This is a genomic window from Streptomyces sp. NPDC034037 (assembly GCF_055575715.1).
The window spans coordinates 491,271-516,846 of sequence record NZ_JBVISC010000005.1 but is presented as its reverse complement, the minus strand read 5'-3'; the positions used below and the strand labels follow the sequence as shown (position 1 = coordinate 516,846).

Genomic DNA, 25,576 nt, shown 5'->3' with positions numbered 1-25,576 from the left:
CGGCCGCGACGCCTCCGATGATCTTTCGCCGGCATTGCCGCCGCCCCCGCCCCGGCACCCCCGCGAATTCAGTCCGGCAAAACAGGCAAAAGCCCGCAAAAACATATCGAGTCGTAGGCCGGAACCGCACAACGGTAGCCTGGAGGGGTGATTGACCTTCGCCTGCTCCGTGAGGACCCCGACCGTGTTCGCGCCTCCCAGCGCGCCCGTGGAGAGGACGTCGCGCTCGTCGACGCCCTGCTCTCCGCCGACGAGCGACGCAGGTCGTCGGGCGTCCGCTTCGACGAGCTGCGCTCCGAGCAGAAGGCGCTCGGCAAGCTGATCCCCAAGGCTTCGCCCGAGGAGAAGCAGGAGCTCCTGAAGAAGGCGGGCGAGCTGTCCGCCGCGGTCAAGGCGGCCGACGCCGCCCAGGACGAGGCGGACGAGGAGACCAAGCGGCTGCTGCGCCAGCTCGGGAACATCGTCCACCCGGACGTCCCGGTCGGCGGCGAGGAGGACTTCGTCGTCCTCGACCGCTTCGGCACCCCGCGCGACTTCGCCGCCGAGGGCTTCGAGCCCAAGGACCACCTGGAGCTCGGCGAGCTGCTCGGCGCGATCGACGTCGAGCGCGGCGCCAAGGTCTCCGGATCGCGCTTCTACTACCTCACCGGCGTCGGCGCCCTCCTGGAGCTGGCCCTCGTCAACGCCGCGATCGCGCAGGCGACCGAGGCCGGGTTCATCCCCATGCTGACCCCGTCGCTGGTGCGCCCGCGCGCGATGGAGGGCACGGGCTTCCTCGGCCAGGCCGCGGAGAACGTGTACCACCTGGAGAAGGACGACTACTACCTGGTCGGCACCTCCGAGGTCCCCCTCGCCGCGTACCACATGGACGAGATCCTGGACGCCGACAAGCTGCCCCTGCGGTACGCGGGCTTCTCGCCCTGCTACCGCCGCGAGGCCGGCACGTACGGCAAGGACACCCGCGGCATCTTCCGCGTCCACCAGTTCGACAAGGTCGAGATGTTCTCGTACGTCGACCCGGCCGACGCGGAGAACGAGCACCAGCGCCTCCTGGAGTGGGAGAAGCAGTGGCTGACCGGCCTCGGGCTGCCCTTCCAGGTGATCGACGTGGCGACCGGTGACCTCGGCGCCTCGGCCTCGCGCAAGTTCGACTGCGAGGCGTGGATCCCCACCCAGGGCAAGTACCGCGAGCTGACCTCCGCCTCGAACTGCGACGGCTTCCAGGCCCGCCGCCTGTCCGTGCGCATGCGCGACGGCAAGAAGGTCCAGCCGCTCGCGACCCTGAACGGCACGCTGTGCGCCGTCCCGCGCACGATCGTGGCCCTCCTGGAGAACCACCAGCAGGCCGACGGCTCCGTGGCCGTGCCCGAGGTGCTGCGCCCGTACCTCGGGGGCCGAGAGATCCTGGAGCCCATCGCCAAGTGAGCCAGCCAGCTCCGGTCACCCCGTCCTTCCCGTACAAGCTGGTCGCCACCGACCTCGACGGGACGCTGCTGCGCCCCGACGGCACGGTCTCGGACCGCACGCGCGAGGCGCTCACCGCGGCCACCGCGGCGGGCGCCGCGCACATCGTCGTCACCGGTCGGGCCGTGCCGTGGACCCGGCACATCCTCGACGACCTCGGGTACGACGGCATAGCGGTGTGCGGACAGGGCGCGCAGGTCTATCACGCGGGCGAGCACCGGCTGCTCACCTCGGTGACGCTCGACCGGCAGCTGGCGGGCCTGGCCCTGGCGAAGATCGAGGCGGAGATCGGCCCGCTCGCCCTGGCCGCGAGCCGTGACGGCCTCGCCGGCGAGGTCCTGGTCGGTCCGGGGTACGCGGTCCAGGGCGGGCTCCTGCCGAGCCTGCCCTTCACAGACGTCGCCGACCTGTGGGCCGCCCCGCTGAACAAGGTCTACATCCAGCATCCCGGCCTCGACGACGACGCCCTGACGGAGGTGGCGCGTCAGGTGGCGGGCGATCTGGTCGGCGTGACCATGGCGGGCGAAGGCGTCGTCGAGCTGCTCCCGCTCGGCCTCTCCAAGGCCACGGGCCTGTCCCTGGCGGCCCGCCGCCTCGGCGCCAAGGCCGCCGACACGATCGCCTTCGGCGACATGCCGAACGACATCCCCATGTTCGGCTGGGCGGCCCACGGCGTGGCCATGGCCAACGCCCACGAGGAGCTGAAGGCGGTGGCGGACGAGGTGACGACCTCGAACGAGGCGGACGGCATCGCGATGGTCCTGGAACGCCTCCTGGGCTAGGGCGTGTTTCGAAAGTAGCGTCGTCCGCCCGCAGGGCGGGCCTGGCGGCGTCTGGTGCGTGCGCTCGCAAGGCGGAGGGTCGCCCCGATACTGGTGGTATCGGGGCGATCCCGACAACGCGGCGAGGGTGCGTGCCAGGCGTCGCCAGGTAGACGGGACTTTCGAAACATGCCCTAGCACGCCGGGCCCGTGCGCGGGGCTCGGCACCCCCGCCCGGCGCGAGCGGGGGTCCAGACGGCTACTCCTCCCCGGCCAGGGTCAGCGACCGCAGGCGCCGGCCCGCGTACCAGGTCGCGGTGACCGTGACGGCGAGCAGCAGGGCCGTCGCCGCCGGCAGGCCGATGTCGGAGGTGATCAGGTCCCCCTCGCCGACCTTCTGGGCCACGGCCAGCGACCACTGCTGGACGCTGAGCGTGCGCGCCCCCGCCACCAGCGTGCCGAAGAGCGCCTCCCACACCAGGGCGTAGACGAGCCCGAGGATCACGGCATGCCGGGTGACCGTGCCGAGGAGCAGGAAGAGGGCGGCGTACGCGATGGAGGCGACCAGTGCCGCGATCGTGTACGCCACGGCGATCTGCTGACCGTTGCCGTTGAGGATCATCCCCGCGATGAAGGTGGGGATGGCGGAGAAGGCCATGGTCACGGCGATGGCGATGATCAACTTGGTGAAGATGATCGTGGGCCGCTTGACCGGCTTGGACAGGAGATAGACCACCGAGCCGTCGTCGATCTCAGGTCCGATGGCCCCCGTGCCGGCGATGACACCGATGATCGGCACCATCGTGGCGAGCGCGAAACCGCCGAGGAGGTCGACGGCCACCTGGTCGTCGGCGCCGTTGAGCGCGCGCACCGCGACGGCGATGACGACCAGCAGGACGGGCAGGGCGGAGAGGATGAGCGCCCGGCGCCGGCCGAGCAGGGCACGGTAGGTGAGCCGGGCCACAGTGGGGTCGTACACGATGCTCCCTTTCAGGCCGCGACGAGGTAGGAGAAGACCGATTCGAGGGACTCGTCCGAGGGCGAGACCGTCAGGAGCCGGATGCCGTGGTCACGGGCGACACGCGGCAGCAACGCCGTGAACCGGCCGAAGTCGACCGCCTGGACGCGCAACGCGCCCTCCTTGAGGTCCACTTCGATGCCCGCCGTCGACGGATCGGCGATCAGGGCGGCGGCCAGGGCGCGGTCGTCGCTGGAACGGATCAGATAGCGGTGGGGCCGGTCGGTCATCAGGCGGCGGATCTTGCGGAAGTCACCGCTCGCCGCGTGCCGGCCGGCGACGACCACCTCGATGTGCGACGCCAGTTGCTCGACCTCTTCGAGGATGTGCGAGGAGAACAGGACCGTGCGGCCCTGCTCGCCCATGGCGCGCAGCAGCCCCATCAGCTGCATGCGCTGACGCGGGTCCATGCCGTTGAACGGCTCGTCGAGCAACAGCACGGACGGGTCGTGGACCAGGGCGGACGCCATCTTCACGCGCTGGCGCATGCCCTTGCTGTACGTGGAGATCTTGCGGTCCTGCGCGTACTCCATCTCGACCGTCGCGAGCGTCTTCTGGGCGGCCCGCTCGTCCAGGCCGTGCAACTCGGCGTTGGCGACGACGAATTCGCGGCCGGTGAGGAAGTCGTACATCGCCTCGCGCTCGGGGACGATGCCGATGTCCCGGTAGATCTGTTCGTTGCGCCAGATCGGCTTGCCGTCGAGTGTGACGCTGCCCGTGGAAGGGGCGAGGAAACCACCCATCATGTTGATGAGCGTCGACTTGCCCGCGCCGTTGGGGCCGAGGAGCCCGGTGACCCCGGGGCCGACGGTCATGGTGATGTCGTTGACGGCCACCACGTTGCCGAACCAGCGGGACGTGTGGTCGAGGGTGATCGTGCTCATCAGAGGCCGGCCTTTCGGTAGCGGCGCATCATGGCGCCGTAGCAGCCCGCGATGAGGCCGAGGACGACGACTACGTAGACGGCGCCCACGCCCGAGGAGGGGGCCTGTCCGCCGGGGAAGGCGGACGTCGCGCCGAGGAACGCGCTCTGCACGCCGTCGATGAGCGTGATCGGCGAGAACAGGCCCAGCCAGGCGATGGCTCCGGTGCTGCCCTGTTCGTAGGCGATGGCCTGGACCGAGGAGACCGCTCCGTAGCTGATGGTCATGACGGCGATGACGGCGGCGATGCCGAAGCCGCGCCGCGGGGTGACCGCGGAGATGACCAGCGCGATGCCGGAGAAGAGCAGGGACAGCAGCGCCACGGAGACCAGGCCCTGGCCGAAGCCCTTCGTCTGGTCCGCGAAGTCGAGCTTGGCGAGCAGGGCTCCTACGTAGAGCACCAGCAGCGGCGCGGCCGTGAGGACGAAGAGGGCCGAGGTCATCGCGGCGAACTTCGCGAGGACGTAGTCACCGCGCTCGATGGGCCGCGAGAAGTAGAGCGGCACCGTCTTGAAGCGCAGGTCGCGGGAGACGGTCTGCGGGGCCTGGGCGGCCAGGAAGAGGCTGATGACGGCCTGCAGGAAGATCGCGTAGCGCGTGTAGTCGACGGGAAGGTCCTTGGCCTTGGTGGCCACGGCGACCGCCACCATGATCGCGGCGGGTACGCACATCACCGTGAAGAGGATCATCGGCAGGACCTTGGACTTCGCGGAGCGCCCGAGGCCGTACGCGCCGCGCAGGCTCTGGGAGAAGAGCGAGCGCCGGGCGTAGCCACGGCCCAGGCGCGGGCCGTCGTAGTTCCGATATCCGATGTTGTGGATCTGGGTGGACTCGGTGCTCATCGCGTCCGCCTCCTGTGTGCTGTGCCGGGGGCGGCCGTGGGCCGGGGTTCCTGGGCGGCGGCCGTGGGCCGGGCTTCTTGGTCGGCGGCGGCGCCCGCGCGCGCGGGGGCGGGCTCCTGGCGCGGCTCGTCGTGGAAGACCTCCGCGATGTGGTGCCTGCGCTGCTCCATGCGGACCAGACCGAGGCCGAGGTCGGCGACGAGGTCCCGTACGAGGTCGTACGTCTCCTCGCCCTCGGCGGTGAGCAGGAGCGTGTGCCCCGCGCCGGGCAGCTCGCCGCCGGCCTCCGTGCCGATGCCGCGCCCGCGCAGCGCGTCGCGCAGCGCCCGGGTGCCGTCGGGGTGTTCGTCGGTGTCGGTGACCTCGACGGCCAGGGTCGTGGTGATCTGGGTGAAGTCGGTGGTGGAGCTGGAGCGCAGCAGCTTGCCGCCGTCGATGACGACGACGTGGTCGCAGGTGCGTTCCAGCTCGCCGAGGAGGTGCGAGGTGACGAGGACCGAGATGCCGAAGTCGGTGTGGACGCGGCGGATCAGGCCGAGCATCTCGTCGCGCCCGACCGGGTCGAGGCCGTTGGTGGGCTCGTCCAGGAAGACCAGGCGCGGGTCGTGAACGAGGGCCTGGGCGAGCTTGACCCGCTGTTTCATGCCCGTCGAATAGCCACCGATGGGACGGTAGCGCTCCTCGTAGAGCCCGACGTGGCGCAGGGTGTCCGCGGTGCGCTCGCGGGCCGCGGTGGGCGGCAGGCCGGACATGCGCGCCATGTGGACGACGAACTCGGTGGCCGAGACGTCGGGCGGCAGGCAGTCGTGCTCCGGCATGTACCCGACGCGCTCGCGGATCTGGCCGCCGCTGGTGGCGACGTCGAGACCGAGCACGGCGGCGCGGCCCTCCGTGGCGGGGGACAGCCCCAGCAGGATCTTGATCAGTGTGGACTTGCCGGCTCCGTTGGCCCCGACGAGTCCGGTCACACCGGGCCCGATGTCCATGGAGAGCCGGTCAAGCGCGGTCACCCTCGGGAACCGCTTGCTCAGGCTTTCGGTCGCGATCACAGTCACGCTTCGAAGGTAGTGGCGCGGGCCACACGCGTCGTCAGACCACGGGCCTGGCCCGCACTCAGCCTGGAGTATTACGGGCCCGTAGGGGTCGTCCGACGGTGGACCCCTGGGGGATCTCCCGGACCTGTCCCGCGGGGTCGGGCGGAACTATTGACGCAGCCGCCGCTCATTGTCACATTCATCAGTGTCAAGTTACGACCGCGTACGGCGAGCTGCCGGACACGGGTGGACCGGACTCGGGACGGACGGTGGCATGACCTCAGCAGGTGCAGGCGGACTCCCGGCGGAACTGCGGGGGTTCAGGGAAGTGCAGGCCCTGGCGTATGAATGCGCCGAGGCGGTCGCGGCCCAGCTCCGGCCGGGGGTGACGGAGCGCGAGGCCGCCCGGATGCAGCGCGAGTGGCTGCGGGAGCGGGGCGTGCGGGACTGGTTCCATCTGCCCTTCGCCTGGTTCGGCGACCGCACGGCGTTCACGGACTTCCGGATACCGCTGCAGTTCTTCCCCACCCACCGCGAGCTGGAGCCGGGGATGCCGTTCATCCTCGACATGGCCCCGGTGTACAAGGGCTTCACGGCCGACGTCGGGTACTCCGGCTGCCTGGGCCTCAATCCCGTCCACGACAAGCTGCTGGCCGACCTGGAGGCGCACCGCGAGCTGATCCTGCGGGAGGTCCGCGAGCGCCGCCCGCTGCGCGAGATCTACGAGGACGTGGACCGGCTCATGGTCCGCCAGGGGTACGCCAACCGCCATCGCGCGTATCCCTTCGGAGTCATCGCGCACAAGGTCGACCGGGTCAAGGAGCGCCGCCTGTCCCCGCACCTCTTCGGGTTCGGCACCCAGTCGCTCAAGGGCCTGGCGAGCGACCTGCTCCACGGCCACCGCGAGGGCTGGTCGCCGCTGTGGTCGCCCCACAAGTTCTCCGACCACCCGCCCCGGGCGGGGCTCTGGGCGGTCGAACCGCACCTCGGGTTCAGGGGTACGGGCGCCAAGTTCGAGGAGATCCTCGTCGTCACCGACTCCAGGGATCCCGAACAGAGCGCCTTCTGGCTGGACGACGATCTGCCGCATGTGCGGCGCTGGGCCGAGGAGAGGGCCGCCGTATGACGACCGGAGCGGGCAGCGGGAAGGGCACCGACACGATGAAGGACGCGCGCGAGCGCCGGGTGCGTACGGGCGGGATCGAGCTGTGCGTCGCCGAGCTGGGCGACCCCGAGCGGCCCACGGTCCTGCTCGTGCACGGCTATCCGGATTCCAAGGAGGTGTGGACCGAGGTCGCCGAGCGCCTCGCCGGGCGCTTCCACGTCGTGCTGTACGACGTGCGCGGCCACGGCAGGTCGACGGCCCCGCGGCCGTTGCGCGGCGGCTTCACCCTGGAGAAGCTGACCGACGATTTCCTCGCGGTCGTCGACGCGGTCAGCCCGGACCGCCCGGTGCATGTGGTCGGGCACGACTGGGGCTCGGTGCAGGCCTGGGAGTTCGTGACGGTCAAGCGGACCGAGGGGCGGATCGCGTCCTTCACCTCGATGTCCGGGCCCTCGCTCGACCACTTCGGGCACTGGATCAAGAAGCGGGTGGCACGGCCGACCCCGCGCAGGGTCGCCCAGCTGCTCGGCCAGGGCGCCAAGTCCTGGTACGTGTACCTGCTGCACACCCCCGTCCTCCCCGAGCTGGCCTGGCGCGGACCGCTGGGAAAGCGCTGGCCGAAGATCCTCCAGCGCGTGGAGAAGGTCCCGGCCGGTGACTACCCGACGCCGTCGCTCCCCCAGGACGCCGCACACGGGGCCTGGCTCTATCGCGACAACGTCCGCGCGCGACTGCGCAGGCCCCGCGCCGACGCGTACGCGCACGCGCCGGTGCAGCTCATCACGCCCTCCGGGGACGCCTTCCTGTCCGAGCGGCTCTACGACGACCTGGAGCGGTGGGCCCCGCGGCTGGTCCGCCGCACCCTGCCGGCCAAGCACTGGGTGCCACGCACGCGCCCGGACCAACTGGCGGCATGGATCGCGGACTTCGCGACGGCCCACGAGGACGGGCTGCCCGGAAAGGACAGCACCGCCACGGGCAGCAAGTACGCCGACCGGTTCAGCGGCCGGCTGGTCCTGGTCACGGGCGCGGGAAGCGGCATCGGGCGGGCCACCGCCTTCGCCTTCGCCGAGGCGGGCGCCCGCGTGGTGGCCGTCGACCGGGACGAGGAGAGCGCCGCCCGCACCGCGGAGCTGTCCCGTCTGATCGGCGCCCCCGAGGCCTGGGGCGAGACGGTCGACGTCTGTGACGAGCAGGCCATGGAGAAGCTCGCCGAGAAGGTCGCCCGGGAGTACGGCGTCGTCGACGTCCTGGTGAACAACGCGGGCATCGGCCTCTCCGGCTCCTTCCTCGACACCAGCGCCGAGGACTGGAAGAAGGTCCTCGACGTCAATCTGTGGGGCGTCATCCACGGCTGCCGTCTCTTCGGCAAGCAGATGGCCGAGCGCGGCCAGGGCGGCCACATCGTCAACACCGCCTCCGCGGCGGCCTACCAGCCGTCGAAGGCGCTGCCCGCCTACAGCACGTCCAAGGCGGCGGTCCTGATGCTCAGCGAATGCCTGCGCGCGGAGCTGGCGGGCAAGGACATCGGGGTCTCCGCGATATGCCCGGGCTTCGTCAACACGAACATCACGTCGACAGCCCGCTTCGTCGGGGTGGACGCCGGTGAGGAGAAGCGCCGCCAAAAGCGCACCGCCCGGCTCTACGGCCTGCGCAACTACCCGCCGGAGAAGGTCGCCGACGCGATCCTGCGCGCCGTCGTCAAGAACCAGGCGGTCGTCCCGGTCACCCCCGAGGCCCGCGGCGCCCACCTCATGTCGCGCTTCGCCCCGAGGGCCCTGCGCGCGATGGCCCGACTGGAGCCACCCCTGTGAGCGGCCGCTCGCGGCACTCCCTGGCGAGGCCGCACCGCCCGGCACGACGCAGTACGAAGGACGGTCAGCGTGGAGTACCGCATCGAGGATCTGGCGCACCACAGCGGCACGACGGTGCGCACGATCCGCGCCTATCAGGACCGCGGACTGCTGCCCCGCCCGGAGCGGCGCGGCCGGGCCAATGTGTACGGGGAAGCGCATCTGGCCCGGCTGCGGCAGATAGCCGACCTGCTCGACCGCGGGTACACCCTGGCGTCCATAAAGGAACTGCTGGAGGCCTGGGACACCGGGCGGGGCCTGGGCGGGGTGCTCGGTCTGGCCGCGGAGGTCGACGGACCCTGGACGGACGAGAAGGCCGACCGGATCACCCGCGCGGAGCTGGAGGCGGCGTTCGGAGGCGTCCAGGACGAGGCGGCGGTGGCCGACGCGGTCGCCCTCGGGATACTCGAACCGGTGCCGGGCAGCGAGGACGAGTTCCTGGTGCCGAGCCCGCAAGAGCTGGCCGTGGCGGTGGAGTTGCACGCGGCGGGCGTTCCGCTCTCGGCGATAGCGGGCCATTTGCGGGAGTTGAGGGGGCAGGTCGAGTACATAGCCGCCCGTTTCCTGGAGTTCACCACGGAGCACGTCTTCGCCCGCTATCTCGGTCCGCATCCGCCGACGGAGGCGGACGCCGCCGAGGCCGCCTCCCTGGTGCGCCGCCTGCGCCCGCTGGCCCAGCAGTCCGTCGACGCCGAACTCGCCCGTGCCATGCGCCTGTTCGCCACGCGGCACTTGCGCCGGCATCTCGACCCGGAGTGTCCGGTGGCCGACGTGGAGGAGCCGCAACCGGTGCCGCTGCCCGCCGCCACAATGCGGGCTGTACGCGGGCTGGTTGGCGAAGGCAATGCCGCGGCGTTCGTCGCGGCGGCCGCTGAACGAGAAGTGGCGGCACGGACATTGGACGCATTAACAACAACTGACCTAAACAGGACATAAGTTGGGCAAGTACCCTAAAGTATCGCGCGGTTGTCCACAGAACTGTCAACTTTCCTGTGGATAACCGGACTTGGTTGTGGATCAAACCTGGGGGCCAAAATCCGTTGATGAAAACTCGGTGGTCGTCAATCGAGTGCGGGGAAAACGCGTGCCCGCGACCGGCAGGCATGATCGGTGGCATGGAGCACCTGCCCAGCACCGAAGCCGCCCTCGTCGCCCTGCGCGCGGTGGCCCGCGAGCATGACCGGGAGATCGAGGTCTCCCACGCCATCGGCGCCGATCAGACCTCGCGGCGTACCGCCGCCGGGATCGGCGTGACGGCGGATCCGGACGGTTCGCTGCCGCACGAGGCGTTCGTCGAGCTCGGCGGCTCGCCGAGGATCTCGGTGCGGCTCTATCCCGACGACGGCGACGCCCAAGGCGACGGTGGCGGGGCCGACGCCCTGATCACGGTGGAGGGCGTCGAGTTTCCCGACGTGCCGCGTGACTCCGTGCCCGCGTTCGTGCGGTCGGTGCTCGGGGGTCTCGCCCACGTCAAGGGCAGGCGGTTCCCGCCCGGCTACCGACTGGTCGTGCCGCTGCCCGGCGACGAGACGTACAAGGAGTTCGTCCCCCTCGTCACGCTCACGCCGTGGCTCAGCTCCCGGGTGCGCTGAGGGAGCACGCCACGTGGATCAGCGCGGGCTTGCCGCGGGTGCCCGTGGCCAGGATCACCGCGGCGGTGGCTCAGCGCAGCTGCGAGAGCGCTTCGGTCGCGATCTTCTCGAAGACGTCCTGGTCGGTGGCGAAGTCCGAGTCCGGGATCGGGGCGTGGACGACGATCTCCGTGAAGCCGAGGTCCCTGTGCCGGCCGGCGAAGTCCACGAAGGCGTCGACGGACTCCAGGGGGCGGTTGCGGTCCGGCGTGAAGCCGGTGAGGAGGATCTTGTCCAGCTCGGCGACGTCCCGGCCGAGGTCCGCGCACGCCTTGCCGAGCCTCTCGATCTGGCCCCGGATCGCCTCGCGGGACTCCTCGGGCGTGCCGTTCTCGAAGAGCTTCGGGTCGCCCGTGGTCACCCACGCCTGGCCGTGCCGGGCGGCGAGCCGCAGGCCGCGCGGGCCGGTCGCCGCCACCGCGAAGGGCAGTCGCGGCCGCTGCACGCAGCCCGGGATGTCGCGCGCCTCGGTCGCCGAGTAGAAGGTCCCCTCGTACGTCACCGAGTCCTCGGTCAGCAGCCGGTCGAGCAGCGGCACGAACTCGCCGAACCTGTCGGCGCGCTCGCGCGGGGTCCAGGGCTGCCGCCCCTCGGCGAGGAGGGTCGTGGCGTCGAAGCCGTTGCCGCCGGCGCCGATGCCGAGCGTGATCCGCCCGCCGGAGATGTCGTCGAGCGAGATGAGTTCCTTGGCGAGGGTCACCGGGTGGCGGAAGTTGGGTGACGTCACGAGCGTGCCCAGGCGCAGCCGCTCGGTGGCGGCCGCGGCGGCGGTCAAGGTGGGCACCGCGCCGAACCACGGGCCGTCGCGGAAGGAGCGCCAGGCGAGGTGGTCGTACGTGTACGCGGTGTGGAAGCCCAGCTCCTCGGCGCGCAGCCACTGGTCGCGGCCGCCTTCGTGCCAGCGGCGTACGGGCAGGATCACGGTGCTCAGGCGCAGGCTCATGCTTCAGAGCTTACGGCGACGCCGACGGCCCCCGAATGGCCCCCTTCCCGCCGCCCCGCCCGGACACCGAGCCCGTGCGGGCATGTCTCGGCCCCCGCCCCCCGTGCGGTTCGACCAGCGCCGGCGTCCGGTGACGGTCCACTCAGATGTGCGCCCCCGCGCACGCCCGTGCGGGCATATGCGGGACAATCGGCGGTGTGACCTCAGCTACCCCAGGGCCCCAGCCTCCGGCCGTCCCCACCCCGGACACCCCGGCCATCCCGGGCACCCCGGACACCCCGGGCACCCCGGCCGTCTCCGCGCCGTCGGGGCCGCGGCCACGGCCCCGGCTGATCGCGACGGACCTGGACGGCACGCTGCTGCGCGACGACAAGTCGGTCTCCGACCGCACGATCGCCGCGCTCGCCGCCGCCGAGGAGGCCGGCATCGAGGTCTTCTTCGTGACCGGCCGCCCGGCCCGCTGGATGGACGTGGTCAGCGCCCATGTCCACGGCCACGGCCTCGCCATCTGCGGCAACGGCGCCGCGGTGGTCGACCTGCACGGCGGCCCCGGCGCCCACCGTTTCGTCAAGGTCCGCGCACTGGAGCGGGCGTGCGCCCTCGACGTCGTCCGCAGGCTGCGCGCCGCGTCGCCGGGTACGGCCTTCGCGATCGAGCGGACCGGTGGACTGCACCACGAGGAGGCGTATCCGCCGCTGCACATGGAGCCCGGCGAGAGCGTCGCACCCGCGGAGAAGCTCCTGGCCGAGGACCCCGGCGACCCCGCCGTCGCCGAACAGCCGATCCTGAAGATCCTCGCCTTCCATCCCGAACTCCAGCCCGACGACTTCCTGGTGACCGCCCGCGCGGCCATCGGCGAGCGGGCGACGGTCACCCGCTCCAGCCCCAGCGCCCTCCTGGAGATCAGCGGCCCCACCGTCTCCAAGGCCAGCACGCTGGAGCTGTGCTGTGCCGAGCGCGGCATCACGCCCGCCGAGGTCGTCGCCTTCGGGGACATGCCGAACGACATCGAGATGCTGACCTGGGCGGGCACGTCGTATGCGATGGGCAACGCCCACCCGGACGTCATCGCCGCCGCCTCGGGGCGCACGGTCGCCAACAACGACGACGGCGTCGCGGTCGTGATCGAACGGATCCTGGCGGAGCGCCTGGAGCAGCGGGACCGGTCCTAGATCTGGAGCGGCGAGACCGGTCCTAGATCCGGACCCCGCGCCGCGCCAGCCACTTCCGCGGATCGATCCCCGAGCCGAATCGCGGCGTGAGCCGGGTCTCGAAGTGCAGGTGCGGGCCGGTGGAGTTCCCGGTGGTGCCGACCTGTCCGATCCACTGGCCGGCGCGCACCTTGTCCCCCTTGTCCACCGTGACGGTCGCCAGATGCGCGTACTGCGTGAAGTACCCGCCGCGGTGCCGCACCACGACCTCGATGCCGAAGGCGCCCCCGCACGCCACGCTGCGCACCCGGCCCGCGCCGACCGACCGCACGGGCGCCCCGATGCCGACCGCGAAGTCCTGCCCGGTGTGCCGGTGGGCCCAGCGCCGGCCGGTGCTGTCGAAGCCCGCGGAGAGTTCGTACTCCCGCACGGGTGTCACCCACGCGCGCGTGGCAGCTGATTTCGGCTGACGCAGGCGCTGGCGCACGGCGCCCCGGCACCTGCCCGCGGCGACCGCCCGATCCGCCTGGACCTGCAGGGTCCACCGAGCCGACTCAAGCTTCCGTTCGATGCCCCGCCTCAGCCTCGCCAGCCGGGCGTTGCGCTGAATGAGCGCGCGCTTGGCCAGGTCAGCCCTTCGCTTGGCGGCCACGAGCCGGGTGGCGGCCCGCTGCGTCTCGGCGACCGTGCTGTTGACGGCCAGGTCGGCCTGCGACAGGACCTGCCGGCCGCGCATCAGGGCGTCGGGGCTGTCGGCCAGGAGCAGCCGAGCCGCGTGGGGGAGGCCGCCCCCCGTTCGGTACTGGGCACTGGCCAGCAGGCCGAGGTCCTCGGACAGCAGGGCGACACGGCGCCGTTGCGCGGCAAGCAGTCGGTCCAGTTTCCGAACTTTCCTCTTCTGGAGGCGCGCCGCCCGACGCCCCTCTTCGTAGTGGGCGCTCGCGCGGGCGGCCTCTTCGTAGAGCCGCGCCACGGTGGCGCCGGCGCTCGACCCTTCGGTGGTCACGGCGGCGGCGGGAGGCGACGCGGCCGGAACCACGAGGCCGAGCAGCGCGCACAGCAGCACCGACACACTCAGGAGCCGGCGCGGAAGGCGCTGGCGCGGACGACGGTGGCTCAGGCGCATGTCACCGATCGCTTCCCCGTCGGGACCGGCACCTCCTACGCCACTCGTGTACTCGGGGGACGCGATTGCCCCGTGCGGCCCAGCGGCATGACCCCGAACGGCCGCACAGCGCCTCTGCACAGGGCTTCCCCTACGTCGATATGGCCACAGGCCCGGCCGTCAGTGCGGCGCCTGCCACACCACCGTCGTCCCGCCGCCGTCCTCGCCGATCCCCTCCCCGTACCAGCTGTCGCCGCCCAGTGACTCGGCCCGCCGCTTGAGGTTCTTCAGGCCGCTGCGCCGGCCGCCCTCGGCGATGCCCACGCCGTCGTCGGCGACCGTCAGGCGTACGCCCTGCTGCCCGTCGGGCAGCCGCACCGTCGAGTCGACGACGACGTCGATGCGGGCGGCGTGCGCGTGCCGGAAGGCGTTGGAGAGGGCCTCCCGCAGGGCCGCGATGAGGTTCTTCCCGGTCAGCTCGCCGACCACGGTGTCCACGGGGCCGACGAAGCGGTGGGTGGGCTTGAAGCCGAGCGGCACGGCGGCCATGTTGATCTCGCGCAGCACGCGCGTGCGCAGCCCCGACGGCGCCTCGGCCGGACCCTGCTGGAGCGCGAAGATCGCCGTGCGGATCTCCTGGATCGTCACGTCCAGTTCGTCCACGGCCCGCCCGACGCCGACCTGCACCTCCGGCACGACGGACCGGCGCTGGGCGCTCTCCAGCATCATCCCGGTGGCGAAGAGGCGCTGGATGACGAGGTCGTGCAGGTCCCTGGCGATCCGGTCGCGGTCCTCGTACACGGCGAGCCGCTCCCGGTCCCGCTGCGCGTCGGCCATCATCAGGGCGAGCGCGGCCTGTGAGGCGAACTGCGCGGCGAGCGTCCGCTCGGCCTCGCTGAACCGGCGCGCCCCGCGCGCGCGGGGCGTCACGAGCGTCCCGAGGACCCGGCCGTCGCTGTGCAGCGGCAGCATCATGACCGGGCCGTAGCGGCGCGCGAGGTCGGTCATCGTCCGAGGGTCGGTGGCCGCGTCGTCGATGAAGACGGCCTCCCCTTGGAGGAGTTGCGCGACGAGGCGGCTCTCCGGAGGCACGATCAGGCCGAGCGCCCCGGTGGGCTCGTCCGAGGAGACGGCGACGACCTCCATGCCGCCCTCCTCGTCGGGCAGCAGCACGATCCCGGCCGCCGAGTCCGCGAGGTGCCTGGCCTGTTCGGCGACGACGGCGAGGGCGTCCTCGGCGTCGCTGCCGGAGAGCAGGGCCGTGGTGACCGCCACCGAGCCGTCGATCCAGCGTTCGCGCTGTTTGGCGGCTTCGTAGAGGCGGGCGTTGCCGATGGCGATGCCGGCTTCCGTGGCGAGGACGCGCACCATGTGCACGTCGTAGTCGTTGAACTCGGCCCCGTCCCGCTTCTCCGTCAGATAGAGGTTGCCGAAGATCTCCCCCTGGACGCGGATGGGGACGCCGAGGAAGGTCCCCATCGGCGGGTGGTGGGCCGGGAACCCGCAGGAGCGCGGGTCGGCGGAGAGATCGGCGAGACGCAGCGTCCTCGGCTGGTGGATGAGGGCGCCGAGCAACCCCTTGTGGCCGTCCGGCAGCCGCCCGATCCGCTCGGCGGTCCGCTCGTCGATGCCGTGGTAGACGAACTCGGAGAGCCCCTTGCCGTCGTCGGCGACGACGCCGATGGCGGCATAGCGGGCGTCCGCCAGTTCGGCGGCGGTCTCGCAGATGCGGTCCAGGGTGGTGTGGAGTTCGAGCCCGGTGCCGACCGACCGCATGGCTTCGAGCAGCTGCGGCACCCGGGAGGTCAGCTCGGGGGAGAGCCCCTGGAGGCCGCGGGCCGCCCGCGCCGCCGTCCCCGCCGGATCCGGTGTGCCGTCGGGGAGCGGGGAATCGGCGGAGGCCGAAGGTACTGACATGACTTTGAGCCTAGTAAGTCCTATTTACCGGGGAAAGTCGAAGCCTGCCGAGTTACTGGCGAAGTCGAAGCCTGCCGAGTTACTGGGGAAAGTCGAAGCCTGTCGAGCATGGGCGGTCGTCCCTCGGGGGCCGCGTGCCCACGGAGGGCGTCCCGGCCTGCCCCGGTCCTCAGGCCACGCCGAGCAGATCGGCCGCACGCTCTACCTCCACCATGCGCCGCAGCGGGCCCTCCACCGCCGCCAGCTCCCCGTACGTGCCGCACTGCGCCACGCGGCCGCCCTCCAGGACGATCACCTCGTCCACCGCGTCGAGCCCGGCGAGGCGGTGCGTGATGAGCAGTGTCGTGCGGCCCCTCGTGGCCGCCAGCAAGTCGGCGGTGAGGGCGTCCGCGGTCGGCAGGTCGAGGTGCTCGGCCGGCTCGTCGAGCACCAGGACGGGGAAGTCCGCGAGCAGCGCGCGGGCCAGCGCGAGGCGCTGCCGCTGGCCTCCGGAGAGCCGCGCCCCGTGCTCGCCGACGAGCGTGTCGAGGCCGTCGGGCAGCGAGGCGACCCACCCGTCCAGGCGGGCCCGCTCCAGCGCGCCGCGCAGCTCCGCGTCCGTGGCGTCCTTCTTGGCGAGCAGCAGGTTCTCGCGTACCGAGCTGTCGAAGATGTGCGCGTCCTGGGCACAGAGCCCGACCATGCCGCGCACGGTGTCGCCGTCCAGCGCGGCCGCGTCCGTGCCCCCGAGCGTGTACGTCCCTTCGTACGCGCCCAGGAAGCGCAGCAGCACCTGCGCGAGCGTCGTCTTGCCCGAACCGGAGGGGCCGACCACGGCGATGCGCCGCCCCCGCTCCAGCGTCAGGTCGACACCGGCGAGCGCGTCGCCCCGCTGCCCCTCGTGGCGTGCGCGCAGCCCCTCGACCCGCAGCGGGAAGGGCGAGCGCGGGGCGGGCGCGGGCGCCGCGGGCTCCGGCAGCGGCTCGGGGGCGTCGAGGACCTCGTGGACGCGCTCGGCGCTCTTCATGACCCGCTGGCGGTACCGCACGGCGAGCGGCAGGCCCAGCACCGCCTCGAACGCGGCGAGCGGCGTGAGCACGACCACGGCCAGGACGACACCGCTGAGCCGCCCGTCCTGCACCGCCCGCACCCCCACGAGTGCGGCCGCGGTCACCGTGAGGCCCGTGACGAGCGCGCCGAGGCCGTCGCCGAGCGCGGTGGCGGTGGCGCCCCGGGAGGCGATCCGCGTCAGCTCGGCGTCGGCCTCCCCGGCCTTGGCCGTACGCCGCTTCAGCGCGCCGGCGACGGTCAACTCGGCCGTCCCCGTGAGCAGATCGGCCACGCGCGTGGCGAGCACCCCGCGCGCGGGGGCCAGCTTCCGCTCCGCGCGGCGCGCCACGGCACCGCCCAGCAGCGGCACCCCGACGCCCGCGGCGAGCAGCCCCACCGCGAGCACCGCGCCCGCCTCGGGCAGCAGCCAGGCGGTGAAACCGACGGCTCCGAGGCTCACCGCGGCCGCGGCGGAGACGGGCAGCAGCCAGCGCAGCCAGTAGTCCTGAAGGGCGTCGACGTCGGCGACCAGGCGGGAGAGGAGGTCACCGCGGCGGGTGGCGCGCAGGCCCGCCGGGGCAAGCCGTTCCAGGCGGCGGTAGACCGCGACGCGGGTGTCGGCGAGCATCCGCAGCACGGCGTCGTGCGAGACGAGCCGCTCGGCGTAGCGGAAGACGGCGCGGCCGATGCCGAAGGCGCGGGTCGCCGTCACGGCGATCATCAGGTACATCACCGGGGGCTGTTCGGCGGCCCGGGATATCAGCCACCCGGACGTGGCCATGAGCCCGACGGCACTGCCCAGCGCGAGGCTCCCGAGCAACAGCGCGAGCGCCAGCTGCCCTCGCCGCGCCCCCGCGGCCGCCCGTACGCGGGCCGCCACGCCACGCCCCTTGTCGGCGTCCCCCGCCCGATCACCGCCCGTCGCGACGGGCGAGGCCTCCCGCTCCCCGGCGGCCTGCGCACCGTGGGAGGACGCGTCCGAGGCCGACGCGGCAAGGGCCGGCGCATCGAGAGTCGGCACGTCCGAGGCCGACGCACCAGGGACCGACGCATCAAGAACCGGCACGTCCGAGGCCGACGCATCAAGAACCGGCACGTCCGAACCCGGCGCCCCAAGAGCCGCCGCACCCAAGCCCGCCGCGCCAAAGGCCGACCCAGCAACCCCCGACGCCCGCGCCGCCCCTTCGCGCACCGCGGCGAGCCGCACCACACGATCCGCCACGGCCAGCAGCGCGGGCCGATGCACGACCAGCAGCACCGTCCGCCCGACGGCCAGCCGCCGCACGGCCTCCACGACCCCCGCCTCGGTCCCCCCGTCGAGCGCCGCCGTCGGTTCGTCGAGCAGCACCACGGGCCGATCGGCCAGGAACGCCCGGGCCAGTGCGAGCCGTTGCCGCTGCCCGGCGGAGAGTCCGGCCCCCTCCTCCCCCAGCGGGGTGTTCGCCCCGGCCGGCAGCGCGTCCACGAATTCCAGCGCCCCCGCGTCGCGCAGGGCCTCCCGCAGCAGCGCGTCCGACGCCTCGGGCCGCGCGAGCCGTACGTTCTCCGCGATGGTCCCGGCGAAGAGGTGCGGGCGCTGCGGCACCCACGCGATCCGCTCGCGCCACCGCTCGGGACAGACCTCCGCGAGGTCGACACCCCCGACGCGCACCCGCCCCTCGGTGGGCCGCACGAACCCGAGCACCACGTTCAGGAGGGTCGACTTGCCCGCCCCGCTGGGCCCGACGAGCGCCACGGTCTCCCCGGGCGCCACCTCGAACGACGCCCCGGAGACCGCGTCCGACGCCCGCCCCGGATACCGGACCGTCACACCCTCCACGCTCAGCACGCCCGACGGCGCCGCCCGGGTGCCGGCAGCCGGTATCGGGGTCCCCAGGACCGCGAAGATCTCCTCGGCGGCGGCAAGACCCTCCGCCGCCGCGTGGTACTGCGCGCCGACCTGGCGCAGCGGCAGATAGGCCTCGGGCGCGAGGACGAGGATGACGAGACCGACGTACAGGTCCATCTCGCCGTGGACGAGCCGCATGCCGATGGTCACCGCGACCAGCGCGACGGAGATCGTGGCGAGCAGTTCCAGGGCGAAGGACGACAGGAAGGCGATGCGCAGTGTCCGCATCGTCGCCTGCCGGTACTCGCCGGTGATCTTCCGGATCGACTCGGCCTGCGCCTTGGCGCGGCCGAACACCTTCAGGGTGGGCAGCCCCGCCACGACGTCGAGGAAGTGCCCCGAGAGCCGGGACAGCAGCTTCCACTGCCGGTCCATCCGGTTCTGCGTCGCCCAGCCGATCAGGATCATGAAGATCGGGATCAGCGGCAGCGTCACCACGATGATCGCCGCCGACACCCAGTCCTCGGTGACGATGCGGGCGAGCACCGCCACGGGGACCACCACCGCGAGCCCCAGCTGCGGCAGATAGCGCGAGAAGTAGTCGTCCAGCGCGTCCACGCCCCGCGTGGCCAGCGCCACCAGCGAGCCGGTCCGCTGCCCGCTCGACCATGTGGGCCCCAGCTCACCGGCCCGCGCCAGGAGCCGCCCCCGCAGCTCCGACTTGACCGCCGCGCTCGCCCGGTGCGCGGCCAGCTCGGTCAGCCAGGAGACCAGCCCCCGGCCCACCGCGACCAGGGCGAGCAGCGACAGCGGCAGCCCCAGGTCGGCGGCCGACAGGCCCTTCTGGAAGGCGCCCACCACGATCTCGGCGATGAGCATCGCCTGGCCGATGACCAGCCCCGCCCCCGCGAGCCCCAGGACCACCACCGCGACGAGGAAGAAGCGGGTGGCACGGGCGTACCGGAGCAGACGCGGATCGATTGGTTTCACGTGAAACACGCCTTCCTGAGAGCCACAGGAACGTCGGAACCTAGTGGGCGGCGTCGGCGATGTGCTGCGTGCCGATGCGCTTGCGGAACACCCAGTACGTCCATCCCTGGTAGAGCAGTACGACGGGCGTCGCGATGACCGCGCACCAGGTCATGATCTTCAGGGTGTACGGGCTGGACGAGGCGTTGGTGACCGTGAGGCTCCACTCGCCGTTCAGGGAGGACGGCATGACGTTCGGGAAGAGCGTCAGGAAGAGCATCGCGACGGCCGCCGCGATCGTGACGCCCGACAGCGCGAACGACCATCCCTCGCGCCCGGCCTTGATCGCCCCGATGGCGCCCACCAGCGCGAGCACCGCCACGGCCATCGCGACCAGGCTCTTGCCGTCGCCGTGGGCCAGCTGGGTCCACGTCAGGAAGCCCAGCGCCAGCACGGCCGTGACGAGCCCGAGGCCGAGCGCCAGCTTCCGCGCCCGCACCCGGATGTCGCCCACCGTCTTGAGCGAGGCGAACACCGCGCCGTGGAAGGTGAACAGGGTCAGCGTGACCAGGCCGCCCAGGAGCGCGTACGGGTTGAGCAGGTCCCAGAAGGAGCCCACGTACTCCTTGTGGGCGTCGATCGCGACACCGCGCGTGATGTTCGCGAAGGCCACGCCCCACATCACCGCCGGGATCAGCGACGTCCAGAAGATCGCGTGCTCCCAGTTGGTCTGCCACCGCTCCTCGGGCCGCTTGGCGCGGTACTCGAAGGCGACGCCGCGCACGATCAGGCAGATCAGGATGACGAGCAGCGGCAGATAGAACCCGGAGAAGAGCGTCGCGTACCACTCGGGGAAGGCGGCGAAGGTCGCGCCGCCCGCCGTGAGCAGCCACACCTCGTTGCCGTCCCAGACGGGGCCGATGGTGTTGATGAGGACCCGCTTCTCGACCCGGTCGCGGGCGAGCAGCTTGGTCAGGACCCCGATCCCGAAGTCGAAGCCCTCCAGGAAGAAGTAGCCGATCCACAGAACGGCGATCAGTACGAACCAGATGTCGTGGAGTTCCATGTCCTGAGCGCTCCTTCCTTCAGTACGAGAAGGCCATGGGCCGGTCGGCGTCGGCGTCCGGTCCCGCACCGGAACCGCCGCCCGGCCCGCCGATCTTGGTGGGCGGGTTGAGGTCCGCCTCGGTCAGCTCGGGCGGCCCCTGCCTGACGTACTTGAGCAGCAGCTTCACCTCGATCACGGCGAGGATCGCGTAGATGAGCGTGAACCCGATCAGCGAGGTGAGCACCTCTCCCTGGGAGACGCCGGGCGAGACCGCGTCCCGGGTGCGGAGCACTCCGTAGACGACCCAGGGCTGCCGGCCCGTCTCGGTGAAGATCCAGCCCCAGGCGGTGCCGATGAGGGGGAAGATCAGCGTCCACTGGGAGAGCACCCACCACCAGCGGCCGAGCTTGGGGGCCAGCTCCTTGTTCTTGGTGAGCATGAGCTTGGGGATCTCGTCCGCGCCGGTGCGGTGCTCCGGAGCGAGCCAGAACTTCTTCCGCGTCAGCCACAGACCCGCCGTGCACAGGGCCATCGAGACCCCGCCGAAGCCGATCATCCAGCGGTAGGACCAGTAGGCGGTGGGGATGTTGGGCCGGTAGTCACCGGGGCCAAACTTCTCCCGCGCCTCCTTGTTGAGGTCGTTGATGCCGGGGATCTCGGCGCTGAAGTTGTTCTTGGCAAGGAAGGACAGGACGCCGGGGACCTCGATGGCGACCTTGTTGTGGCCCTCGGCGACATCGCCGTACGCGAAGATCGAGAAGGGCGCCGGCTTCTCCGACTCCCACAGCGCCTCGGCGGCCGACATCTTCATCGGCTGCTGCTCGTACATGACCTTGCCGAGCGTGTCCGCGCTGACCACGGTGAGCAGGGTGCCGACGAATGCCGTGACCAGGCCGAGCCGCATCGACATGCGCATGGTGCGGATGTGCCGCTTCTTGCGCAGGTGGACGATGGCGATGCCGGTCATGAAGGCGCCGCCGACCAAGATGGCCGCCGAGATGACGTGGAAGAAGTTGACCAGCGTCGTCTCCTGGAAGAGCACCTTCGAGAAGTCCGTCAGCTCGGCGCGCTTGGTGCCGTCCCGCTCCACGATCTTGTAGCCGACCGGGTGCTGCATGAAGGCGTTCGCGGCGATGATGAAGTACGCCGACAGGATCGTGCCGATGGAGACGATCCAGATGGTCGCGCAGTGCAGCTTCTTCGGCAGCTTGTCCCAGCCGAAGATCCACAGGCCGATGAAGGTCGACTCGAAGAAGAAGGCGATCAGCGCCTCGAAGGCCAGCGGCGCCCCGAAGACGTCACCGACGAAGCGCGAGTAGTCGGACCAGTTCATGCCGAACTGGAACTCCTGGACGATGCCGGTGACGACGCCCATCGCGATGTTGATCAGGAACAGCTTTCCCCAGAACTTCGTCGCCCGGAGGTAGTGCTCCTTGCCCGTCCGGACCCACGCCGTCTCCAGGATCGCCGTGAGGGCGGCCAACGAGATCGTCAGAGGGACGAACAGGAAGTGGTAGACGGTGGTGATGCCGAACTGCCATCGCGCCAAGGTCTCGGGCGCCAGAGCCAGGTCCACTGCGTCTCTCCTTACTCGCCGTGGTCATCGCGGCATTTGCCCCTGCTTGTCCCACTGATCTCCGGAGGAACCGGGGCACGCTTGTGAACGCGTTCACATTCACAAGCATTATGTCGTACTGGCTGTCGACACCCAAATGGGGGTCCCCCTTACCGCCGGAACCATCGCCGGGAACGGGCCGCCGGGGGTGCGGACCCTTCCCATCGACTTCAACATATTGTTGAATCCGCGGCATGCAGACAGAGCAGCACCAGCTACGGATACGGATCTCCTGGCCCGCCGGCCACCTGACCGCGACGGTCGGCGACACCCCGACCGCCCGCGCCCTGGAGAAGGCCCTGCCACTCGCCGCCACGGCCCACACCTGGGGCGAGGAGGTCTACTTCGACACGGGCGTGAGCGTTCCGTGCGAGGCCGACGCCCGTCAGGTCGTCGAACCGGGCACGGTGGCCTTCTGGCCCGACGGCGACGCCCTCGCGCTCCCCTACGGCCCCACGCCGATCTCGCGAGGCGACGAGTGCCGCCTCGCGAGCCCGTGCAACGTCCTCGGCCGGATCGAGCAGGACCCGCGCCTCCTGGCGACCGTGCGCGACGGCGACCCGATCCGCGTCGAACTCCTCACCGCCTGAGGGCGGCCCCTCGCGGAGCGCCTCCGCTGAAGCTCCTCGCGGAGCGCCTCCGCTAGAGCTCCTTGCGGAACGCCTCCGCCGCCGCGAGGAAGACGTCGTTGGCCTCGGTCTCGCCGATCGTGGCCCGCATGCCCTCGCCCACGAACGGCCGCACCACGACGCCGGCCCGCTCGCACGCCGCCGCGAAGTCGGCCGTACGGTCCCCGAGCCGCAGCCACACGAAGTTCGCCTGCGTCTCGGGCACCGTCCAGCCCTGCCCGCGCAGCGTCTCGACCACGCGCGTGCGCTCGGCGACCAGCGCGCCGACCCGGCCCATCAGCTCGTCCTCGGCGCGCAGCGACGCCACCGCCGCGTCCTGCGCCAGCTGGCTCACGCCGAAGGGCACCGCCGTCTTGCGCAGGGCGGCGGCCACCGGCTCATGGGCGACCGCGAAGCCGACCCGCAGGCCCGCGAGACCGTACGCCTTGGAGAACGTCCGCAGGACGCAGACGTTGGGGCGGTCACGGTAGATCTCGATGCCGTCCGGCACCTCGGGGTCGCGGATGAACTCGCGGTACGCCTCGTCCAGCACGACCAGCACATCACTGGGCACCCGGTCCAGGAACCGCTCCAGCTCCGCCCTGCGGACCACGGTGCCGGTGGGGTTGTTGGGGTTGCAGACGAAGATGAGGCGAGTGCGCTCGGTGATGGCGTCGGCCATCGCGTCCAGGTCGTGCACCTCGCCCTCGGTGAGCGGCACCCGCACCGAGGTCGCGCCGCTGACCTGCGTGATGATCGGGTACGCCTCGAAGGACCGCCACGCGTAGATGACCTCGTCGCCCGGGCCGGACGTGGCCTGGAGCAGCTGCTGGGCCACGCCCACCGAGCCGGTGCCGGTGGCGATGTGCGCGGCGGGCACCCCGAAGCGGTCGGCAAGCTCACTCATCAGGCCCGTGCACGCCATGTCGGGGTAGCGGTTGAAGGAACCGGCCGCCGCGAGCGCGCTCTCCAGGACGCCGGGGAGCGGCGGGTAGGGATTCTCGTTGGAGGACAGCTTGTAGGCCGCCGGGCCGCCGGCCGCGGCGGGCTTGCCCGGCTTGTAGGTGGGGATCCCCTCCAGCTCGGCGCGCAGCCTCGGGCTCGTCTCGCTCACCGCAGTCCTCCTCGTACCAGTACCGGAACAGTTCGAAGGTTCGAAAGTTCGCACCTCGAAGGTTCGAATACTGCTCACCTTATGAGGATTCGGCGCCGGTGCGAATGGCCTCCGGAGATCCATCCGCGACCGGTAGGTCGGCCGGGCGCGGCGAAGACGCGCGGCGAGCAGGGGGCGCCCCGTGCTCCCCCGTGCGCCGGTGGCTCGCTCCGTGGCGCGCGTCACCCGTGAAGGTGAGTTGAGACCTCTTCGAGACCTACCGCATCCGCCGGGCCCTCGCGCGACGATCAGCGGCAGCCACTGCCTGGAACCTCAACGCCCTTGTTTTCCATGGTCATTGACCGGTAAAAGCCATGCAGAAACGTGTCTGTCAACGAGTGCATATGCACCCGCGCTACCCGCCCCGATGAGCCCTACTATCGGCTCGCCATGACAGCAGCAGGGAAGCACCAGGTGAGCCGAGCGGAGATCGCGCGCCGGGGAAACCGGCACAACCGAGCGGGCATCAGAGACGTGGCCGCCGCAGCCGGTGTCTCCATCACGACGGTCTCCGACGCCCTCAACGGCAAGGGGCGGCTGCCCGACGCCACCCGACGCCACGTCCGAGAAGTCGCCGAGCGCCTGGGCTACCGCCCTTCCGCGGCGGCCCGAACCCTCCGTACCGGCAAGTCCGGCCTCATCGGCCTGACCGTGACGACGTACGGGGATGAACCTTTCACCTTCACCGAGTTCGCCTACTTCGCGGAGATGGCCAGAGCCGCCACCTCCGCCGCGCTCGCCCGGGGCTACGCCCTGGTGATCCTCCCGGCGACCTCGCGCCGCAGCCCGGTCGACGTGTGGTCCAACGTCGCGCTCGACGGCACCGTCGTCATCGACCCCTCCGACCACGATCCGGTGGTCAGCGAGCTGGTCAGACAGGGCCTCCCCGTGGTCTCCGACGGCCGCCCCGCGGGCTCGCTGCCCGTCACCGCCTGGGTCGACAACGACCACGAGGCCGCCGTCCTGGAGATCCTCGACCACCTCGCGGCCGCGGGCGCCCGCCGCATCGGCCTGCTCACCGGCACCACGACGGACACCTACACCCACCTGTCCACGACCGCGTATCTGCGCTGGTGCGAGCGCGTCGGACAGGACCCGGTCTACGAGTCCTACCCCGCGCACGACCCGTGTGCGGGCGCCGTCGCCGCCGACCGGCTGCTCGCCCGACCCGACCGCCCCGACGCCGTCTACGGCCTCTTCGACCCCAACGGCACCGACCTGCTCGCCGCCGCCCGGCGCTACGGCCTGCGCGTCCCCGACGACCTGCTGCTCGTCTGCTGCAGCGAGTCCACGGTCTACGCCACCACGGAACCGCCCATCACCACGCTCTCGCTCAAGCCCCGGCGCATCGGCACGGCCGTCGTACAGCTCCTGATCGACGCCATCGAGGGCATCGACTCGGGCCGGCCGGTCGAGCAGGTGATACCGACCGAACTGATCGTCCGCACCTCGTCCGAGCGGCGTCCACCGCGCACCACGGTCAGCCCGCCACGCTCCTCGGGCTCCGGCTGACCGCCACGAAGCCGGGCAGAGGAGGCCACCCACGCGCGACGAGCGGGGAAACCTCTGCCCAATTCGG

Annotated in this window: 20 protein-coding genes; 9 read left to right on the top strand and 11 right to left on the bottom strand. The window is 71.6% G+C overall.

The genetic code is table 11. The features are described 5' to 3' along the window. The first annotated feature begins 147 nt into the window (after positions 1-147). Positions 148-1,425 (top strand): serine--tRNA ligase, encoded by a 1,278-nt coding sequence (serS, locus tag ACZ516_RS20595; RefSeq protein WP_469011296.1) that lies wholly within the window; start codon positions 148-150, stop codon positions 1,423-1,425. Continuing rightward, positions 1,422-2,246, top strand: coding sequence for an HAD family hydrolase (locus ACZ516_RS20590; RefSeq protein WP_358584099.1), 825 nt, complete (start codon positions 1,422-1,424; stop codon positions 2,244-2,246). Before serS ends, ACZ516_RS20590 begins: the two co-directional genes overlap by 4 nt. Before the next feature lie 238 nt (positions 2,247-2,484). Here the strand turns inward: ACZ516_RS20590 and ACZ516_RS20585 are convergent, their stop codons facing one another. From ACZ516_RS20585 to ACZ516_RS20570, 4 genes are read right to left on the bottom strand one after another with little or no spacing between them, the layout of a single operon-like run. Continuing rightward, positions 2,485-3,204, bottom strand: a complete 720-nt coding sequence (locus tag ACZ516_RS20585) for an ABC transporter permease (RefSeq protein WP_361081253.1) — start codon at positions 3,202-3,204, stop codon at positions 2,485-2,487. Positions 3,205-3,215: 11 nt separating this feature from the next. Continuing rightward, positions 3,216-4,127 carry an ABC transporter ATP-binding protein gene (locus ACZ516_RS20580; RefSeq protein WP_469011295.1) on the bottom strand — a complete coding sequence of 304 codons (912 nt, stop codon included), beginning with the start codon at positions 4,125-4,127 and terminating at the stop codon, positions 3,216-3,218. Beyond that, positions 4,127-5,008 carry an ABC transporter permease gene (locus ACZ516_RS20575; RefSeq protein WP_469011294.1) on the bottom strand — a complete coding sequence of 294 codons (882 nt, stop codon included), beginning with the start codon at positions 5,006-5,008 and terminating at the stop codon, positions 4,127-4,129. Before ACZ516_RS20575 ends, ACZ516_RS20580 begins: the two co-directional genes overlap by 1 nt. Further along, complete coding sequence (locus tag ACZ516_RS20570) at positions 5,005-6,057, bottom strand: ABC transporter ATP-binding protein (RefSeq protein WP_469011361.1); 1,053 nt, start codon at positions 6,055-6,057, stop codon at positions 5,005-5,007. Before ACZ516_RS20570 ends, ACZ516_RS20575 begins: the two co-directional genes overlap by 4 nt. Positions 6,058-6,316: 259 nt before the next feature. On the opposite strand from ACZ516_RS20570, the gene ACZ516_RS20565 reads away from it, so the two are divergent. The 4 genes from ACZ516_RS20565 (at position 6,317) to ACZ516_RS20550 (ending at position 10,592) form a co-directional block, all read left to right on the top strand. Next, complete coding sequence (locus ACZ516_RS20565) at positions 6,317-7,168, top strand: M24 family metallopeptidase (RefSeq protein WP_358584091.1); 852 nt, start codon at positions 6,317-6,319, stop codon at positions 7,166-7,168. After that, a complete protein-coding gene (locus ACZ516_RS20560) occupies positions 7,165-8,961 on the top strand; it encodes an SDR family oxidoreductase (protein WP_469011293.1) in 1,797 nt (598 codons plus the stop codon). The genes ACZ516_RS20565 and ACZ516_RS20560 overlap by 4 nt, the downstream gene beginning before the upstream one ends. A gap of 69 nt (positions 8,962-9,030) precedes the next feature. After that, positions 9,031-9,936 carry a MerR family transcriptional regulator gene (locus tag ACZ516_RS20555; RefSeq protein WP_469011292.1) on the top strand — a complete coding sequence of 302 codons (906 nt, stop codon included), beginning with the start codon at positions 9,031-9,033 and terminating at the stop codon, positions 9,934-9,936. Between the two features lie 179 nt (positions 9,937-10,115). Next, positions 10,116-10,592, top strand: a complete 477-nt coding sequence (locus ACZ516_RS20550) for a hypothetical protein (RefSeq protein WP_469011291.1) — start codon at positions 10,116-10,118, stop codon at positions 10,590-10,592. Positions 10,593-10,662: 70 nt separating this feature from the next. On the opposite strand, the gene ACZ516_RS20545 is transcribed toward ACZ516_RS20550, so the two are convergent. Continuing rightward, positions 10,663-11,574 (bottom strand): LLM class flavin-dependent oxidoreductase, encoded by a 912-nt coding sequence (locus ACZ516_RS20545; protein WP_469011290.1) that lies wholly within the window; start codon positions 11,572-11,574, stop codon positions 10,663-10,665. A gap of 197 nt (positions 11,575-11,771) precedes the next feature. On the opposite strand from ACZ516_RS20545, the gene ACZ516_RS20540 reads away from it, so the two are divergent. Then, positions 11,772-12,746 (top strand): Cof-type HAD-IIB family hydrolase, encoded by a 975-nt coding sequence (locus tag ACZ516_RS20540; protein WP_467465314.1) that lies wholly within the window; start codon positions 11,772-11,774, stop codon positions 12,744-12,746. A gap of 22 nt (positions 12,747-12,768) precedes the next feature. Here ACZ516_RS20540 and ACZ516_RS20535 read toward each other — a convergent pair whose 3' ends face one another. From ACZ516_RS20535 to ACZ516_RS20515, 5 genes are all read right to left on the bottom strand, one after another. Further along, positions 12,769-13,851, bottom strand: a complete 1,083-nt coding sequence (locus ACZ516_RS20535; protein ID WP_469011289.1) for a M23 family metallopeptidase — start codon at positions 13,849-13,851, stop codon at positions 12,769-12,771. A 159-nt stretch (positions 13,852-14,010) separates the two neighbouring features. Beyond that, positions 14,011-15,747 carry a GAF domain-containing sensor histidine kinase gene (locus tag ACZ516_RS20530; protein ID WP_469011288.1) on the bottom strand — a complete coding sequence of 579 codons (1,737 nt, stop codon included), beginning with the start codon at positions 15,745-15,747 and terminating at the stop codon, positions 14,011-14,013. 169 nt (positions 15,748-15,916) lie between these two features. Continuing rightward, entirely contained in the window at positions 15,917-19,594 is a 3,678-nt protein-coding gene (cydD, locus tag ACZ516_RS20525; RefSeq protein ID WP_469011287.1) for a thiol reductant ABC exporter subunit CydD, read from the bottom strand. A 40-nt stretch (positions 19,595-19,634) separates the two neighbouring features. After that, positions 19,635-20,639, bottom strand: a complete 1,005-nt coding sequence (cydB, locus tag ACZ516_RS20520) for a cytochrome d ubiquinol oxidase subunit II (RefSeq protein WP_469011286.1) — start codon at positions 20,637-20,639, stop codon at positions 19,635-19,637. Between the two features lie 19 nt (positions 20,640-20,658). Then, positions 20,659-22,197, bottom strand: coding sequence for a cytochrome ubiquinol oxidase subunit I (locus tag ACZ516_RS20515; RefSeq protein WP_358697872.1), 1,539 nt, complete (start codon positions 22,195-22,197; stop codon positions 20,659-20,661). A gap of 233 nt (positions 22,198-22,430) precedes the next feature. On the opposite strand from ACZ516_RS20515, the gene ACZ516_RS20510 reads away from it, so the two are divergent. Next, a complete protein-coding gene (locus tag ACZ516_RS20510) occupies positions 22,431-22,826 on the top strand; it encodes a cyclophilin-like fold protein (protein WP_361081219.1) in 396 nt (131 codons plus the stop codon). 52 nt (positions 22,827-22,878) lie between these two features. On the opposite strand, the gene hisC is transcribed toward ACZ516_RS20510, so the two are convergent. Continuing rightward, positions 22,879-23,958 carry a histidinol-phosphate transaminase gene (gene hisC / locus ACZ516_RS20505; protein WP_358584070.1) on the bottom strand — a complete coding sequence of 360 codons (1,080 nt, stop codon included), beginning with the start codon at positions 23,956-23,958 and terminating at the stop codon, positions 22,879-22,881. Between the two features lie 429 nt (positions 23,959-24,387). Between hisC and ACZ516_RS20500 the strand changes: the two genes are divergently transcribed. After that, entirely contained in the window at positions 24,388-25,509 is a 1,122-nt protein-coding gene (locus ACZ516_RS20500; protein ID WP_361081213.1) for a LacI family DNA-binding transcriptional regulator, read from the top strand. Positions 25,510-25,576 lie beyond the last annotated feature (67 nt).

Bases quoted from the DNA above. Each gene is read 5' to 3' on its own strand.
- ACZ516_RS20580 (WP_469011295.1), bottom strand. From the start codon at position 4,127: ATGAGCACGATCACCCTCGACCACACGTCCCGCTGGTTCGGCAACGTG.
- ACZ516_RS20575 (WP_469011294.1), bottom strand. From the start codon at position 5,008: ATGAGCACCGAGTCCACCCAGATCCACAACATCGGATATCGGAACTAC.
- ACZ516_RS20565 (WP_358584091.1), top strand. From the start codon at position 6,317: ATGACCTCAGCAGGTGCAGGCGGACTCCCGGCGGAACTGCGGGGGTTC.
- ACZ516_RS20560 (WP_469011293.1), top strand. From the start codon at position 7,165: ATGACGACCGGAGCGGGCAGCGGGAAGGGCACCGACACGATGAAGGAC.
- ACZ516_RS20550 (WP_469011291.1), top strand. From the start codon at position 10,116: ATGGAGCACCTGCCCAGCACCGAAGCCGCCCTCGTCGCCCTGCGCGCG.
- ACZ516_RS20545 (WP_469011290.1), bottom strand. From the start codon at position 11,574: ATGAGCCTGCGCCTGAGCACCGTGATCCTGCCCGTACGCCGCTGGCAC.
- ACZ516_RS20535 (WP_469011289.1), bottom strand. From the start codon at position 13,851: ATGCGCCTGAGCCACCGTCGTCCGCGCCAGCGCCTTCCGCGCCGGCTC.
- ACZ516_RS20530 (WP_469011288.1), bottom strand. From the start codon at position 15,747: ATGTCAGTACCTTCGGCCTCCGCCGATTCCCCGCTCCCCGACGGCACA.
- cydB (WP_469011286.1), bottom strand. From the start codon at position 20,639: ATGGAACTCCACGACATCTGGTTCGTACTGATCGCCGTTCTGTGGATC.
- ACZ516_RS20510 (WP_361081219.1), top strand. From the start codon at position 22,431: ATGCAGACAGAGCAGCACCAGCTACGGATACGGATCTCCTGGCCCGCC.
- ACZ516_RS20500 (WP_361081213.1), top strand. From the start codon at position 24,388: ATGACAGCAGCAGGGAAGCACCAGGTGAGCCGAGCGGAGATCGCGCGC.